The sequence below is a fragment of the Thiomicrospira microaerophila genome, from assembly GCF_023278225.1.
GTDB lineage: Bacteria > Pseudomonadota > Gammaproteobacteria > Thiomicrospirales > Thiomicrospiraceae > Thiomicrospira > Thiomicrospira microaerophila_A.
Genome location: NZ_CP070959.1, coordinates 2133093 through 2148066 on the forward strand (window position 1 = coordinate 2133093; position 14974 = coordinate 2148066).

The window sequence follows — 14974 nt, forward strand, 5'->3', positions numbered from 1 at the left end:
TTATTCTCCTCAGAATAATCAATCGTCATCAAGTACCTTATATTTTTGTTCTTCGAGCTCTTTTCGCCTACTGGGTTTCAACGCCCACCAAAAGGCGATGGCCATCCCAAAAAATATAACGACCGTTACAATCAGTCCAGCCCAATCGTGGCCGGTCATCGCGGCCCAATCGGTACTGAAGTAGTTTTGTTTATCACTCACGGTAAACCTTGCTATCGTCTAGTCTAACCATAGTGCCAAGAACCTGCATGTATGCAACGATCGCATCCATCTCAGTTTTTCCTTTGATATGTTCCTGCGCTAATGCAATTTCGTCATCGGTGTAAGGCACACCAATACGACGCATCGCAGTTAAACGCGTCTCCATATTACGCTTGATACCGAAAAAGCTGGTTTCAATGCTATTTTCAGCTAACCAAGGATAAGCAGGCATAACCGACTCAGGTACAAGGTCTTGAGGACGTAACAAGTGCATTACATGCCACTCATCAGAGAATTTACCACCAACACGCGCCAAATCTGGGCCAGTACGCTTAGAACCCCATTGGAACGGATGATCATACATAGATTCAGTTGCTAATGAGAAGTGACCATAACGCTCACGCTCATCACGGAATGGACGAATCATTTGCGAGTGACAAATATAACAACCTTCACGAATGTAGATATCACGACCCGCTAACTCTAAAGGTGTGTAAGGACGAACACCGTCACCCGGTTTCCAATCCGAACCCCAAGATCCATTTGGGTTTTTATAAATCAAACGCTTATTTTCGCTGCCAGCAGCAAGTACAACTCTGCCATTGGCATCTAGATCAAACTCTCGCTCCCAGACCAATTCTGGGAATTTTTCGTTTTTAACGTTACCGTACTGATCCGTCTTCTCGGTATAGTCAACCGCTGACTTGAGATAGAACAAAGGTACGATTTGAACAATACCCGCAATTGACACTGCAAAAGCGGTTGCCAGCATCAATGCGAATATGTTTCGTTCTGCACGATCCTGGAAATTTTTTGGTTTTTCGTCTGCCATGAGTTTCTGCTCCTCAACTCATTAATCGTTGGAGCGGAAGCTTAGTTCCGCTCCGCTTCTTCTTTAAGCCTGTGCAGTAACCGCACTGGTCTGTCTTGCCTTAGCCATTTTTAATGTCATTACAATGTTATACAACATAACAACAGCACCAGAGGTGAACAATACACCACCAATAGTACGCATCACATAGTAAGGATGCATAGCTGACACAGACTCAGCAAAGGTATAAGCCAACATGCCATACTCGTCATAAGCACGCCACATTAGGCCTTGCATAATACCTGATACCCACATAGCTACGATATACAACACGGTACCAATCGTTGCCAACCAGAAGTGGAAGTTGATTAATTTCATTGAATACATTTCAGTATTCCACAACTTCATCACCATGTGGTAGATCGCACCAATCGACACCATCGCCACCCAACCTAAAGCACCAGAGTGTACGTGGCCGATTGTCCAGTCAGTATAGTGAGAAAGTGCGTTAACAGTTTTAGCAGACATAACTGGACCTTCGAAGGTCGCCATAGCGTAGAAAGCCAAAGCCATTACTAAGAAACGAAGAATGTAGTCAGTACGTAGACGATCCCAAGCACCTGATAGCGTTAACATACCGTTAAGCGCACCACCCCAAGAAGGAATAATCATCGCTAACGAAATAACCGCACCCAAAGAACCTGTCCAGTCAGGTAGAGCTGTGTACTGCAAGTGATGAGCACCCAACCAAACATAACCGAACATTAATGCCCAGAAGTGAATAACTGATAAACGGTACGAGTAAACAGGGCGCTGTGCTTGCTTCGGAACGAAGTAGTACATAATCGCCAAGAAACCAGCTGTTAGGAAGAAACCAACTGCGTTATGACCCCACCACCACTGAATCATTGCGTCCTGAACACCACTAAAGATTGAGTAGGATTCAAACAATGACACAGGAATCGCCAAACCATTTACAACATATAGGTAGGTGATCATTAACATCATACCCATAAAGAACCAGTTTGAAACATATACATGTGAATGCGTTTGCTTGTTACGGTTAGCAATCGTCATAATAAAGTTGAAGGTAAACATCAACCATACCACGGCTACAGCAATATCAAGCGGCCAAATAAGCTCATGATATTCTTTGCCTTGAGTCATCCCCATAGAAAGCGTTAAAACACCTAACAACAAGCCAATAGTAAATAGGATAGCAGTTGTCCAAGCTAAACCATTGCTATATAGCTTTAAGCCATTTGTACGTTGAACCGTATAAAAAGCCGTGGCCATCAAAGTCATACCACCAAAAGCAAAAATTACTGTGTTGGTATGCATTACACGAAGACGTGCGAAGGTAATTTCAGCAATATCAAAGTTCAATGCAGGCCATGCTAACTGCGCAGCAGCATAGGTACCCATCAATGTGCCGAGCACCAAAAACACGACTGCAAGAACAGTCAAATACTTGACCACTCCGTCGTCATATTGTGGTTTTGTCATTGTAGTATCCATCAGTTGGATTCCCCTTATAGTCTTAAAGTTTCACCCCTGCCTAATTTGATCTTTCCCTCGTCAAATAGTTCAGAGACTCCTCAGTGCCCAATTATAGGCTTTTGTTGCCCCATTGCTATTCAAAACGCAAAAAACTTAATCTGCATCAAGATTGTTACGCCTGAAGGAAATAACCAAAGCAAGAAGCCTTTTTAAAAAATCTTTGGAATTATCCAATAAACAACCCTCCAGTTAAACTAAAAAAATTTTATGACCCTTCGAGATCTTTACTATAACTCTTTAGTTATGCGTGGTTATTCAATAAATTCTCCGCTCTAAAGCCACCACACTCCCTACCGTGTTGTGTCATAAATCATGCAAAAAACCCATTTTTTCAGTATGATTACGTTTTTTAGTTTTGGTAGATGAATAAAATGCGCTGTGCAGCTGTCGAACGCAATACCCTGGAAACGCAAATCAAGATCGAGATTAACCTTGATGGAACAGGTAAAGCCTCCCTGAATACAGGAGTCCCATTTTTTGAGCACATGTTAGATCAGATTGCCCGCCACGGCATGATTGACATTAACATTGCGGCAGTGGGGGACCTACATATTGATGACCATCACACTGTGGAAGATGTTGGCATCGCATTTGGCCAAGCATTACGCGAAGCGGTGGGCGACAAAAGAGGCATTGCACGTTATGGCCACGCCTATGTTCCCCTTGACGAGGCCCTTTCCAGAGTGGTCATTGATCTCTCTGGACGCCCTGGGTTATCTTTTCACGCCGACTTCACACGCGCTCAAATTGGCACATTTGAGACCGAGTTAGTGGCCGAATTTTTTCAAGGCTTCGTAAACCATGCACAAGCCACGCTTCATATTGACAATCTTCGCGGAAAAAATGCTCACCATCAGGTTGAAACCATTTTCAAAGCTTTTGGTCGCGCATTACGCATGGCCTTGACAGCTGACGAGAGAATGGCGGGGATTTTGCCATCGACCAAAGGGAGCTTATAAACAATGAACCGCAAACAAATTGTGGTCGTGGACTATGGCATGGGCAACTTGCGCTCGGTCGCCAAAGCAGCTGAACACGTCGCTCAGCAAAAAGCCGATATTCTGGTCAGCCAAGACCCAAAAGCAATCGCAAATGCCGATGCGGTCATCTTCCCTGGTCAAGGAGCTGCTAAAGCCTGCATGCAAGCGCTAAAAGAAACCGGCATGCTTGATCCAGTAATCCAAGCCGCAGAATCCAAACCCTTTCTTGGCATTTGCATGGGACTTCAAGTTCTGATGACCTACAGCGATGAAAACCAAGGCGTTGAATGTCTTGATGTTATACCAGGCCTGGTAAAACGATTTGATGAAACACGCTTTCCAGATTTAAAGATCCCACATATGGGATGGAACCAAATCCAACAAACACAAGACCACCCCCTTTGGCACGGAATTCCTAACGCCAGTCGTTTTTATTTTGTCCACAGCTACTTTGTTAAGCCAAAGCTAGATCACTACAGCCTTGGAACCACCGAATACGGCGAAGAGTTTACTAGCACAATTGCTCATAACCAGCTATTTGCGATCCAAGCACACCCTGAAAAAAGTGCGGATGCTGGGCTTCAACTATTTAAAAACTTTATCAACTGGGATGGCCAATAAGCCAAGTTTTTTAGGAAAATTTATGTTACTGATACCTGCAATCGATTTAAAAGACGGTCAATGCGTTCGACTACGACAAGGCATTATGGAAGATGCTACCGTTTTCTCCTCAGACATTGTTGCCATGGCCGCGCGCTGGGTAAACCAAGGGGCACGCCGCTTGCACATGGTCGATCTAAACGGTGCCTTCGAAGGCAAACCTATCAATGGTGACGCTGTTCACCAAGTTCGCAAAGCCTATCCGGATTTACCGATTCAAATTGGTGGTGGCATCCGTGATTTACAGACGATTGAAGCCTATTTGAGCGCGGGTGTAAGCTATTGCATTATTGGCACTAAAGCAGTACACAATCCTGAATTTGTAAACCAAGCCTGCAAAGCCTTCCCTGGGCATATCATGGTAGGGTTAGATGCCAAAGAAGGCTATGTTGCCATCAATGGTTGGGCTGAAGTAACTGAACATAAGGTTACCGAACTAGGTAAACGTTTTGAAAACGATGGCGTTGAGGCGATCATTTACACCGACATTGGCCGCGACGGCATGATGCAAGGTGTCAATATAGAAGCCACTCAAGCACTTGCACAGGCACTAAGTATCCCAGTGATCGCTTCAGGCGGTATTACTAATCTTGATGACATTCATGCGCTGGCAAAAATTGAACAAGATGGCGTTGTCGGCGCCATTACCGGTCGCGCAATTTATGAAGGCTCGCTTGACTTCGCAGAGGGACAAGCACTAGCAGATCAGCTTAGCCAGCAACTGGGGCAAATGTAAATGGGTCTAGCAAAGCGTATCATCCCCTGTCTTGACGTCGATAATGGTCGCGTCGTTAAAGGTGTGCAGTTTGTTGAAATCCGTGATGCTGGCGACCCGGTTGAGGTCGCTAAACGCTACGATCAACAGGGCGCAGATGAAATCACCTTTTTAGACATTACCGCCAGCTCTGACAACCGCGAAACCATTGTACATGTCGTTGAACAGGTAGCCAGTCAAGTCTTTATCCCGCTAACCGTTGGCGGAGGCATTCGCAAAGTTGAAGACGTGCGCCAAATGCTCAATGCCGGAGCGGATAAAGTGTCGATCAATACTGCAGCGATTCACAATCCTGACTTTGTCCGCCAAGCTTCTGATTTATTTGGCTCCCAGTGTATCGTAGTTGCAATTGATGCCAAAAAAGTCAGTGCAGAAAATGAACCAAATCGATGGGAAATTTTTACCCACGGTGGCCGCAAGTCAACAGGAATTGACGCGATCAACTGGGCGATCAAAATGGAAAGCTATGGTGCTGGTGAGCTGCTTCTAACCAGCATGGACCGTGATGGCACAAAAATTGGATTTGATCTTGAACTAACGCGAACCATTGCTGATGCCGTGAAAATACCGGTGATTGCATCGGGTGGCGTCGGTGAACTTCAACACCTTGTAGATGGCGTAAAACAAGGTCATGCTCAAGCGGTATTAGCGGCGAGTATCTTCCACTTTGGCCAACATACGATCAAAGAAGCCAAACTTGCGATGCAGCAACAGGGTGTAGAGGTACGTTTATGAGCCAAGTTTTAGCACAGCTCGACCAGATTATACAGCAACGCAAAACCGAATCAGCTGACAGTTCGTATGTGGCCAGCCTCTACGCGAAAGGTTTAGACAAAATTTTAAAGAAGGTAGGTGAAGAGTCTGTTGAAACCATCATGGCAGCAAAAGACGGTGACGCCGAACATTTAGTTTACGAAATTGCAGATTTATGGTTTCATACACTCGTGCTACTCGCACACCAAAACCTATCCAGTTCCGAGGTTTTAAACGAACTAGAGCGTCGTTTTGGCTTATCTGGGCTAGAAGAAAAAGCGCAACGAACTGAATAACCGACAAAAACTTAAGAGAGATCCTCCTATGCAATCAGAACCAAGTATTTTTACACGCATTATCAATAAAGAAATCCCTGCTGACGTGGTGTATGAAGACGACAAATGCATTGTCATCAAGGACATTAACCCACGCGCCAGAGTACATCTATTAATTATTCCTAAAAAACCCATTGCCACGCTATTTGACCTCAAGCCGGAAGACAAGGACTTGATGGGGCACATGATGCTCTTACTGCCGCAGATTGCACAAGCTCAAAACCTAGATGGTTTTAAAACGCAGATCCACACTGGCGAATCAGGCGGGCAGGAAGTTTTCCATATTCATATACATTTACTTGGTAACTAACCGAGTTATTTGCTATTATTCAACGCTTACAAAATAACCTCATAAATTTGATTGGAGACAAAAATGGGCATTAGCATTTGGCAATTATTAATCATTCTGGCGATTGTTTTGGTTATCTTCGGAGCAAAGCGCCTAAAAAATGTAGGAACTGACTTAGGCAGCGCAATTAAAGGTTTCAAAAAAGCAGTCAGTGAGGACGATGAGAAAAAATCTGAACAACAAACTGCTGAGGCACAAAAAACCCTATCAGAAGAAAAAAAGACAGATAATGTCTATGATGCCCAGGTTACAGAAAAGCAAACCGATGCGGAAAAACCAAAAGTTTAACTCTTTATTTACAACGCATCATTAGGATGAAGCATGTTTGACTTTGGTTTTCTCGAAATTGTCGTCGTTCTGGTCATTACGCTATTGGTAGTGGGGCCGGAACGTATGCCAGAAGTAGCACGGAAAGCGGGCCAAATGGTTGGCAAATTTCGCAACTTTATCAACTCGGTAAAAGATGACAGCAATTTGCGAGATACCGTGCGTGAACTGCAACAGGCTGTTGACCTAAAAGAAGAACAAAAACGCTTCGAGTCTATTCAGCAAGATCTTTACAAGGGCTTTGACGATGTAAAAGATCAAATCAATTTTGATGAATTACAACGTCCATTTGGACAGTCGGTTATCGAACCGACAAAACAAGATCTTGAGCTGGCTAAACGTCAGCTTGAAAGCACAAATGACGTAGAAACACCAACAGCCCCTAACAACCAAGCATCGTCAAGTGACACCGACGACAAACCAAAAACATAACCTAATAGCCACCTATGAGCACCAGCGCCCTACCGCCAAACGATCAAGAAATGTCATTGGTTCAGCATCTGCTAGAACTTCGCAATGCTGTCGCCAAATCGGTGATCGCGGTTTTAGTTCTATTTTTAATGCTTTTCCCATTTGCAAATGACATCTACACCTATATTGCTGATCCACTAACCCGCTTTATGCCTGAAGGCAACAGCATGATTGCGGTTGGCGTTGCCTCACCCTTTTTAACGCCATTTAAATTAAGCTTAGTACTGGCCATTTATCTTGCCATGCCGTTTTTGCTTTATCAACTTTGGCGTTTTATTGCGCCCGCACTCTATCAGCACGAAAAACAGCTTATTGGCCCAGTTCTATTTTTTAGCTCCTTTTTATTTTATGCCGGTGGTGCATTTTCCTACTATGTGGTATTTCCTTTAGTATTTGGTTTCTTATCACAAACCGCCCCAGAAGGCGTGACCATTGCCACTGACATCTCGCTCTACCTAGACTTCGTGATCAAGATGTTCTTTGCCTTCGGCTTAGCATTTGAAGTCCCTGTAATTACGGTTTTGTTAATACTGACCGGCATGGTTAAACCCAAAGCCATGTCTCATGCTCGCCCGTACGTCATCGTTGCAGCGTTTGTATTGGGTATGTTGCTAACACCGCCTGATATCATTTCTCAAACCCTACTCGCCGTTCCAGTATGGTTATTGTATGAACTTGGCATTGTGGTGGGCACCTTTATATTAAAACGTAAAGGTATCGACCCAAATGGCGATAGTTATGAACCCGAGCCTGAGCCATCATCATCCAGCTACAGAAACAAAACTGATAACGAAGGTTTTGACAATCGCTATGCTGATCAAAATAAAGATGTTAACCCACATCAGGCTAAGGCGGCAGAGCAAAACAAAGCAAATGTGAAAAAACAGCAGACACCCGTTGACGATGATTTCGACTTTGATGCAGAGTTTGATAAGATTGATGCAGAAATGGAAAAGCTTAAACAACAAGCTGAACAAAGAGAGCGTCAAAACAATGAAAACCAATCTACCGGCTCTAATTCAGATAGATCACAACCAGCTGACGTTGAAACGGATAGCAAGCCAAAAAGTTAACAAACCTATCCATGCTTCCCAACCTGGCCTGGTTGGGATCTTGTTATTTGTTTTAGCTGTATTCCCGCTGGCATCCTATGCTGAGAGCCCGTTAAAAAAACACCCTTCTGCCTATCTGGCGTTACATGCTGATGATCCGGTTGATTGGAAACTATGGTCAGCAGAGATCCTAAATAAAGCTCAACAACAAAACAAACCTATTTTTATTTCTTCCGGCTATTTTGCCTGCCACTGGTGTCATGTTATGCACCAAGAAAACTACAAACACCCCTTAGTGGCTGATTTAATTAACCGCCATTATATTGCGGTCAAGGTTGACCGTGAACTCACTCCCGATCTAGATGACTACCTGCTTAACCGCTTACGCCAAGCAACAGGGCAAGCCGGCTGGCCGTTGCATGTCATCTTAACCCCAGATGGACATAGTTTTAGTGGATTTGTCTACCAACCCACTGAAACACTGCTACAAACCCTGACTATTATTAATCATTGGTGGCAAACTCAAGCTGAAACCATTACAGCCTTGGCCGCCCCCGCTAAAGAAACAGCCCAGCAAAATCAAACTTTAACCCGCAGCGAACTTGCCAACGAAATTAGTCAATCGCTGCCAACTATCTTGGACAGTTTTGATGGCGGACTACAAGCCATTCAGAAATTTCCTCACAGTCCATTGATTAAATATCTGTTATTGCATAAAAACAATCAACAAGACACGCTCGATTGGTTAGTCCTTACACTCGAGCAAATGCAAACCGAACACCTATACGACCATATTCACCATGGTTTTTTTCGCTACACAGTCGATCCAAACTGGCAAGAACCTCATTTTGAAAAAATGCTGTATGATAATGCCCAATTAGCCGAGGTGTTTTTTATTGCCGCAGATCGCTTTAACCGTTCAGACTTTTTGGTGACCGCGCAAAATACTTTAAGCTATATTGAGACGGAATTGATTAGCACGCTAACTGGTTTAGCACGCGCAAGTCAGTCAGCACTCGATCACAAAGGGGAAGATGGCGGTCGTTATCTTTGGTCAAACCAACAACTTTTAACCCAACTCAGCCAACAAGACTACAAGCTCGTCAACCAGGCCTGGTTGCTTGAAAACCCTGCTCCATTTAGTCGCGGCTGGCTTCCTAAACCCCTAAATCATGCTCGCTGGCCCAACATACAGCAGCAACTCAGTCACCGCCCAAGCTTAACCGATGACAAAAAACTCTTAAGCTGGAATGGATTGCTCTTATCCGCCTATGCTCGTGGTTTTGCTACTACCCAAAACCCTGATTATGCATTAGGTGCCAGTGAAATCTCCGCCCGACTCATTCGTCTTTTACAACAAACCAACCCGCCTCGTGCGGTTAATGATCAAGGCGAAATTTTCGGTCAAGCCACGCTTGAAGACTATGCCTATAGCCTCGCAGGACTTCGGCTTTGGCAAGAAGTTAGCGGTCTCAATTACCAAAAATGGATTGATAGCCTAACCCAGCAAGCCGAACAGGCCTTTTACAATCAACAACGCTGGCTAGCAAGCAGTGAAAGCCTGCTACCCGGCCAACAGGGCTTAGCCAACCTTCCTGACCTGGCCACACCTTCGGCCAGTGCGATTATGAACTGCACAAAAGAATCGTCTATCCAATTACAACCAGGCCTGCAAGCATGGCAATATGCCAGCTACCTCACCTACCAAGGATGCCAGTAACAAATGGGGCTTTTAATTGTTGGCCTAGTATTACTGGCAATCATCAGCTTTGTGCCCCAGTGGTGGACACAGTGGATACTAAAAAAACACAGCCAGCCCCACCCCAGCCTTCCAGGCACCGCCGCTGAATTTGGCGAACATCTACTCAGGAAATACCAGCTCGAAGACGTTAGACTTGAAGCCATCCCGCAGGGTGCACAAATGGGTGATCATTACGATCCGATTGAAAAAGTGGTCAGGCTATCCAGCACAAATTACCATAGTAACTCACTGACGGCTATTGTCACCACCGCGCACGAAATCGGCCATGCCATCCAACATCAACAAGGTTACGAACCCCTACTGACACGGACTGAAATGGTTGAACGTGCTCAATGGTTACAAAAGTTCAGCGGTATCGCCCTGCTTGCAACCCCGGTACTCATTCCTCTACTCCATACGCCTATGATCGGTTTAATCACCTTCGCTGCCGGATTTATTGCGATGGGCATCCCCGTTTTAATTCATCTATCGACTTTACCGGTTGAATTTGATGCCAGCTACAAACGTGCTTTACCTCTACTTGAACAGGGTGAATATCTTGATAAAAAAGACCTGTCGCGTGCAAGGCACATCCTTACTGCCTGTGCCTTCACCTATGTCAGCGCAAGTCTCGCCAGCCTATTCAACCTATGGCGCTGGTTCAGTGGGTGGCGTCGTTAACAAGACTTGATTTTTGGCATAAAATCTGTTAACTTCATGTTAATAAAACTAAACAAGAGGTTGTGATTTATGGCATCAACAGCGCTTACAATTCAACAGCTTACACCAGGGCAAAACCTAGAAAGCTATTTACGCACTGTTCGCACGCTTCCTCAACTGAATGCAGAGGAAGAACGAGAACTGGCTGAACGTCTTTATTACCACCAAGACCTTGAAGCCGCCCGTCAACTGATTCTGGCATCGCTGCGTTATGTCGTTCCAGTGGCGCGAAGCTTCAATGGCTATGGCTTACCGCTCGGCGATTTAATTCAAGAAGGCAATATCGGTTTAATGAAGGCGGTCAAGCGCTTTAACCCAGAAGAGGGCGTGCGCCTGATGACGTTTGCGGTGCACTGGATTCGTGCCGAGATTAACGAATTTGTAATTAAAAACTGGCGCATAGTTAAAACCGCGACCACCAAAGCACAGCGTAAATTATTCTTTAAACTGCGTGGTGCCAAAAATGCACTCGAGTGGTTCAGCGATAAAGATGCGGATCGCGTCGCAGAAGAGCTGGGGGTAACCCGTGCCGATGTACTGGAAATGGACAGCCGATTATACGGCAAAGACATTCAGGTTGACATGACCGCTGATGAAGAAGATGAACGCGGCTATCATGCACCGGTATTAATTAGTCATGAGCTTGATCCTGAAACCCATTGGGTACGTGAAACAGAAGACCAGCGTCAAACTGAACTCATGCAATCCGCACTGCAACAGCTTGACCCGCGAAGCTTGGATATTATCCAAGCTCGCTGGTTAGGTGAAAATAAACTGGGCTTGAAAGAGCTATCAGAAAAGTATGGCGTATCGATGGAACGCATTCGTCAAATAGAGCAGCAAGCAATGAAAAAACTCAAGGCCTCTCTGAGCGAAAGCCTTTTGCTGGCCTAGCTGGTTTTTTAACAAGCCCAAATAAAAAATGCCCCGAAATTCGGGGCATTTTTGTTACACAAGCTTTAAAATGGCCAGGCCTGCTTATGCATTGCCACAGCGACAAGATAAAACAAAACCAACAAGGCTAACAACCAATAAACCGCCTTCAAACCACGAGTTTTAGCAAACTTAAACGCCATTAAACCCAAGCCAATATAAAGTAACAGACCAATGATTTTTGCTAAAATCCAAGGATCAGAAAAACTAAACCCCGTCATCAACACCACCGCCACGGCTGAAACAATCAGCAAGGTATCGACAATATGCGGAATTATTTTCACCGGTTTTTTAGACACCCAGGCCTGCTGAAAGATATGCCCAACGCCTCGGCCAAAAAAACCAATAATACTGACCAATACCGCTATCTTATGTAGCATAATTAAACTTACAACCATCCTTAACCCCTCGCCTTTAATTGATTTTGAAACTCATCTAGCGTGATATTTACCACACCATTCTTATCACGATTCGGTCCTTTAAAAACCTCTTGCGCCGCCCAAGCATGGCCATGAACCACCTCATAGGTCGCACAAACCTTATCGTCTTGCTTTTGCTTTTCATAAGCGGCCAACATCGCATTAAATTTTGTTTTACCGGTTAAACCTCGAACACGCTGTTGCTGTGCATTGGTCGCACCAATCGCTTTTAAATCTCGAATAACCTCAATCGGCTGTGAATAGGTTAAACGATAACGCTCAACATCCATAACCGGCTGCCCGAATCCGGCTCGTACCAACGCATCACCCAAGTCATGCATATCAACAAAAGGACTCATTCTTAAATGACCCGCTTCACCTTCCACGCTGACCCAAGCCTGCCGTAACTCTTTCAAAGTATCCGGCCCCAAAGAGCTTAACATCAATAACCCTTCCGGTCTGAGTACACGACGAACTTCTTGCAGCACGGCATCCAAATCATCACACCATTGCAGCATAAAATTGGTCACAACTAAATCCTGAGAACCCGACTCAAAAGGCAGATGATAGGCATCGGCTTGAACAAAACAAACCCTAGGAATCGTTTTCAACCAAGCGGACCACCAGGCCTGCTGTGGATAAGACCGTTGAAATCTTAACCTAGCTCGATGCAACATCGACTCAGATAAATCGACCGCACTAATTTCAGCCTGCGGATAACGCGCCCATAATTTTTCTGTCAAAAATCCGGTACCCGCCCCCAAATCAACTATCCGCTGAACCTTAATCTTAATTAGATCAAGTCGCTGGTCTAACTCATCGGCTGTCAACTTTTGCAAAACAGCGGCCTCGTCATAATGCAAGGCCGCTTTCGAAAAATGCTGTTGAACATGACGAAGATTCATCATTTGGCCAGTTTCAGTCTTCAAGTGAACCCTCAATTAAAAAGTGGATTAATGCGTCTGCGGTTTGTTCTGGATGTGAATAAAAAGGCACATGGGCCGCCCCCTCAATCACAGCAATACTAGCCGTTGGCTGACACTGCAATAAACCTTGTGTTACAGCAAGCGGCACCAAGGGATCTTTCTCACCCAACAACCATAAACTAGGCACTTGAATATCAATTAAACTAGAACGTAAATCAACATCGCGTAACAATTGTAAGCCTTGTTGCAAACCGCTAATGCTTGGCAACTGTCGGTGCTTCATTTGATCAACGAAATGTTTAATCAGCCTACGCCCACCGTCACTCCCTTGTAACTGTAGCTTCCAGAAACGATTCAGTAAGGCGGCACTATCTAACCCAACCGCTTTTACAAAATCGGCTATTAAAGGCATCGACACGCCATAGCGCCAATCATCTGCCTGAATAAATCTTGGGGTCGAAGCAATGCAAGCCAACTTCTTAACCTTATTCGGAAACCTTAAAGCAAGTTGCTGAGCCATTAAGCCACCCAGCGACCAGCCTAATAGATAGGTTTGTTCTGGAAGAGCTTCAGCAATAAGCGCTAACCAGGCCTGGTTAACTTCGTCTTGATGCAGGTTTTTTAAAGGTGGACTCTGGCCAAATCCTGGCAAGTCAATTAAAGTTACTTTAAAGTTAGCGCTAAGGTAGGTTTCAGCCCAATCTCGCCAAACCGCACTTTCCGCTCCCCAACCATGAATTAGGCTAAGCGACGGTCCTTGACCAAAGCTTTCAGTATAAAGATGCGTTTTAATATTTGCCACGGTGCGCCCAATCTATAAAACTGACAAGATTGTAACGACTGAACACCACTAAGGCTAGTTTAAAACATAAATAAAATGATGGATTTAAATCAATTCATAAAAATATAACCTTAATTTCATCGTATTTAATAAATATAACCCTATTTTTTATTTGACTTGGTGTTACAATTGAATTGCGTCATTAAGTTTGATGGCGGATTAAATGTTTTATTTTGAGGTAGTTATGTCAGATTTAGTTACAGGCACCGTTAAATGGTTTAACGATGAAAAAGGTTTCGGTTTTTTAGCACAAGAAAATGGTCCAGATGTATTCGTACACTTCCGCGCCATCAACGGTACTGGCCGTAGAACCTTAGCTGAAGGTCAAGCAGTGACTTTCAACATTACTGAAGGTGATAAGGGCTTACAAGCGGAAAACGTTAACGCTCTTTAATCTAAAGTTCGTTGCACCAGACCTGTGTTGATGCAACCGAAACCGTGAATTTGATTCATCAGCTTCACGGTTTTTTTATATCTAAAAATACCACACCGCTAGATACTCAGTATTTTCTCAACATTTTACCCCCGCTGATTTATACTAAACGCTGATAAATAAAAGATTCATCAAACCAACCCGAATGGCTTATAAATTTGGGCTAAAGGAGAACTCATGCATATTCTTAAAATTTGGCTTGTCAGCCTAGCACTTTTTATAGGTTTTGGCGCGGCTCATGCCCAAACCCTCAAACCCGTAAAAGAAATCCAAGGCCCCACTCAGGATCGTTTCCCTGGTGATCCGGCTACTCATAAGGTCGTCTATATGTTTAACCAAGCCGATAGTGACTATCAAACATCGATTCTTAACTCAATCCAAGCCATGTTAAGAATGTATGACGATGACGTTGAAATTGCGGTTGTCGTGATTGGCCCCGGCATCCATGTTCTTGCCAATAAGCCACAACGTGAAGTTGACCCACTTATTTACGAGCGGGTTGAAAGTTTTGCGCGTGATTATAACGTGCGCTGGATAGCTTGCGGTAATACAATGAACTCGATCGGCTGGCAACACCAAGACATGCGCCCCTTTGCTGAATATGTTGAAGTCGGTGCATCTGCACTAATGGAATTGCAATCTAATGGGTTTGCATTTATTGCTTGGTAAACCCATTAACAATGAATT

The 14974-nt window shown here is 44.4% G+C and carries 20 protein-coding genes; 14 read left to right on the forward strand and 6 right to left on the reverse strand.

Going from position 1 to position 14974, the window contains the following annotated elements; genetic code table 11:
• Positions 1-18: 18 nt before the first annotated feature.
• The 3 genes from JX580_RS10380 to ccoN form a co-directional block, all read right to left on the reverse strand.
• Entirely contained in the window at positions 19-201 is a 183-nt protein-coding gene (locus JX580_RS10380) for a cbb3-type cytochrome c oxidase subunit 3 (protein WP_248850469.1), read from the reverse strand.
• A complete protein-coding gene (ccoO, locus tag JX580_RS10385; RefSeq protein WP_248850470.1) occupies positions 194-1033 on the reverse strand; it encodes a cytochrome-c oxidase, cbb3-type subunit II in 840 nt (279 codons plus the stop codon). The genes JX580_RS10380 and ccoO overlap by 8 nt, the downstream gene beginning before the upstream one ends.
• 63 nt (positions 1034-1096) lie before the next feature.
• Positions 1097-2530 carry a cytochrome-c oxidase, cbb3-type subunit I gene (gene ccoN / locus JX580_RS10390; RefSeq protein ID WP_248850471.1) on the reverse strand — a complete coding sequence of 478 codons (1434 nt, stop codon included), beginning with the start codon at positions 2528-2530 and terminating at the stop codon, positions 1097-1099.
• 413 nt (positions 2531-2943) lie between these two features.
• On the opposite strand from ccoN, the gene hisB reads away from it, so the two are divergent.
• The 12 genes from hisB (at position 2944) to rpoH (ending at position 11629) form a co-directional block, all read left to right on the forward strand.
• On the forward strand, positions 2944-3531 hold the full coding sequence (gene hisB / locus JX580_RS10395) for an imidazoleglycerol-phosphate dehydratase HisB (RefSeq protein WP_248851921.1): 588 nt from the start codon (positions 2944-2946) through the stop codon (positions 3529-3531).
• Positions 3532-3534: 3 nt separating this feature from the next.
• On the forward strand, positions 3535-4173 hold the full coding sequence (hisH, locus tag JX580_RS10400) for an imidazole glycerol phosphate synthase subunit HisH (protein WP_248850472.1): 639 nt from the start codon (positions 3535-3537) through the stop codon (positions 4171-4173).
• A gap of 22 nt (positions 4174-4195) precedes the next feature.
• The gene (gene hisA / locus JX580_RS10405) at positions 4196-4948 is read left to right on the forward strand and encodes a 1-(5-phosphoribosyl)-5-[(5-phosphoribosylamino)methylideneamino]imidazole-4-carboxamide isomerase (RefSeq protein ID WP_248850473.1); all 753 of its coding nucleotides are present in this window, start codon (positions 4196-4198) and stop codon (positions 4946-4948) included.
• Positions 4949-5722 (forward strand): imidazole glycerol phosphate synthase subunit HisF, encoded by a 774-nt coding sequence (gene hisF, locus JX580_RS10410; RefSeq protein ID WP_248850474.1) that lies wholly within the window; start codon positions 4949-4951, stop codon positions 5720-5722.
• Positions 5719-6036, forward strand: coding sequence for a phosphoribosyl-ATP diphosphatase (locus JX580_RS10415; RefSeq protein WP_248850475.1), 318 nt, complete (start codon positions 5719-5721; stop codon positions 6034-6036). Before hisF ends, JX580_RS10415 begins: the two co-directional genes overlap by 4 nt.
• A 28-nt stretch (positions 6037-6064) precedes the next feature.
• Positions 6065-6385: a histidine triad nucleotide-binding protein gene (locus JX580_RS10420; protein ID WP_248850476.1), complete on the forward strand. Its 321-nt coding sequence runs from the start codon at positions 6065-6067 to the stop codon at positions 6383-6385.
• A gap of 63 nt (positions 6386-6448) precedes the next feature.
• On the forward strand, positions 6449-6712 hold the full coding sequence (tatA, locus tag JX580_RS10425) for a twin-arginine translocase TatA/TatE family subunit (RefSeq protein WP_248850477.1): 264 nt from the start codon (positions 6449-6451) through the stop codon (positions 6710-6712).
• A gap of 33 nt (positions 6713-6745) precedes the next feature.
• The gene (gene tatB, locus JX580_RS10430; protein ID WP_248850478.1) at positions 6746-7183 is read left to right on the forward strand and encodes a Sec-independent protein translocase protein TatB; all 438 of its coding nucleotides are present in this window, start codon (positions 6746-6748) and stop codon (positions 7181-7183) included.
• 14 nt (positions 7184-7197) lie between these two features.
• Positions 7198-8295, forward strand: a complete 1098-nt coding sequence (gene tatC, locus JX580_RS10435) for a twin-arginine translocase subunit TatC (RefSeq protein ID WP_248850479.1) — start codon at positions 7198-7200, stop codon at positions 8293-8295.
• Complete coding sequence (locus JX580_RS10440; protein ID WP_248850480.1) at positions 8216-9994, forward strand: thioredoxin domain-containing protein; 1779 nt, start codon at positions 8216-8218, stop codon at positions 9992-9994. The genes tatC and JX580_RS10440 overlap by 80 nt, the downstream gene beginning before the upstream one ends.
• A gap of 3 nt (positions 9995-9997) precedes the next feature.
• Positions 9998-10696: a zinc metallopeptidase gene (locus JX580_RS10445; RefSeq protein ID WP_248850481.1), complete on the forward strand. Its 699-nt coding sequence runs from the start codon at positions 9998-10000 to the stop codon at positions 10694-10696.
• Positions 10697-10765: 69 nt separating this feature from the next.
• Positions 10766-11629 (forward strand): RNA polymerase sigma factor RpoH, encoded by an 864-nt coding sequence (gene rpoH / locus JX580_RS10450; RefSeq protein ID WP_248850482.1) that lies wholly within the window; start codon positions 10766-10768, stop codon positions 11627-11629.
• Between the two features lie 65 nt (positions 11630-11694).
• Here the strand turns inward: rpoH and JX580_RS10455 are convergent, their stop codons facing one another.
• From JX580_RS10455 to bioH, 3 genes are read right to left on the reverse strand one after another with little or no spacing between them, the layout of a single operon-like run.
• Positions 11695-12066, reverse strand: coding sequence for a SirB2 family protein (locus tag JX580_RS10455; RefSeq protein WP_248850483.1), 372 nt, complete (start codon positions 12064-12066; stop codon positions 11695-11697).
• A 2-nt stretch (positions 12067-12068) separates the two neighbouring features.
• The gene (gene bioC, locus JX580_RS10460) at positions 12069-13016 is read right to left on the reverse strand and encodes a malonyl-ACP O-methyltransferase BioC (protein WP_349251688.1); all 948 of its coding nucleotides are present in this window, start codon (positions 13014-13016) and stop codon (positions 12069-12071) included.
• Positions 13006-13815: a pimeloyl-ACP methyl ester esterase BioH gene (gene bioH, locus JX580_RS10465; protein ID WP_248850484.1), complete on the reverse strand. Its 810-nt coding sequence runs from the start codon at positions 13813-13815 to the stop codon at positions 13006-13008. Before bioH ends, bioC begins: the two co-directional genes overlap by 11 nt.
• A 223-nt stretch (positions 13816-14038) precedes the next feature.
• On the opposite strand from bioH, the gene JX580_RS10470 reads away from it, so the two are divergent.
• Together JX580_RS10470 and JX580_RS10475 are read left to right on the forward strand one after the other, a co-directional pair.
• Positions 14039-14248 carry a cold-shock protein gene (locus tag JX580_RS10470; RefSeq protein WP_248850485.1) on the forward strand — a complete coding sequence of 70 codons (210 nt, stop codon included), beginning with the start codon at positions 14039-14041 and terminating at the stop codon, positions 14246-14248.
• 216 nt (positions 14249-14464) lie between these two features.
• A complete protein-coding gene (locus JX580_RS10475) occupies positions 14465-14956 on the forward strand; it encodes a DsrE family protein (RefSeq protein ID WP_248850486.1) in 492 nt (163 codons plus the stop codon).
• The last annotated feature ends 18 nt before the right edge of the window (positions 14957-14974 follow it).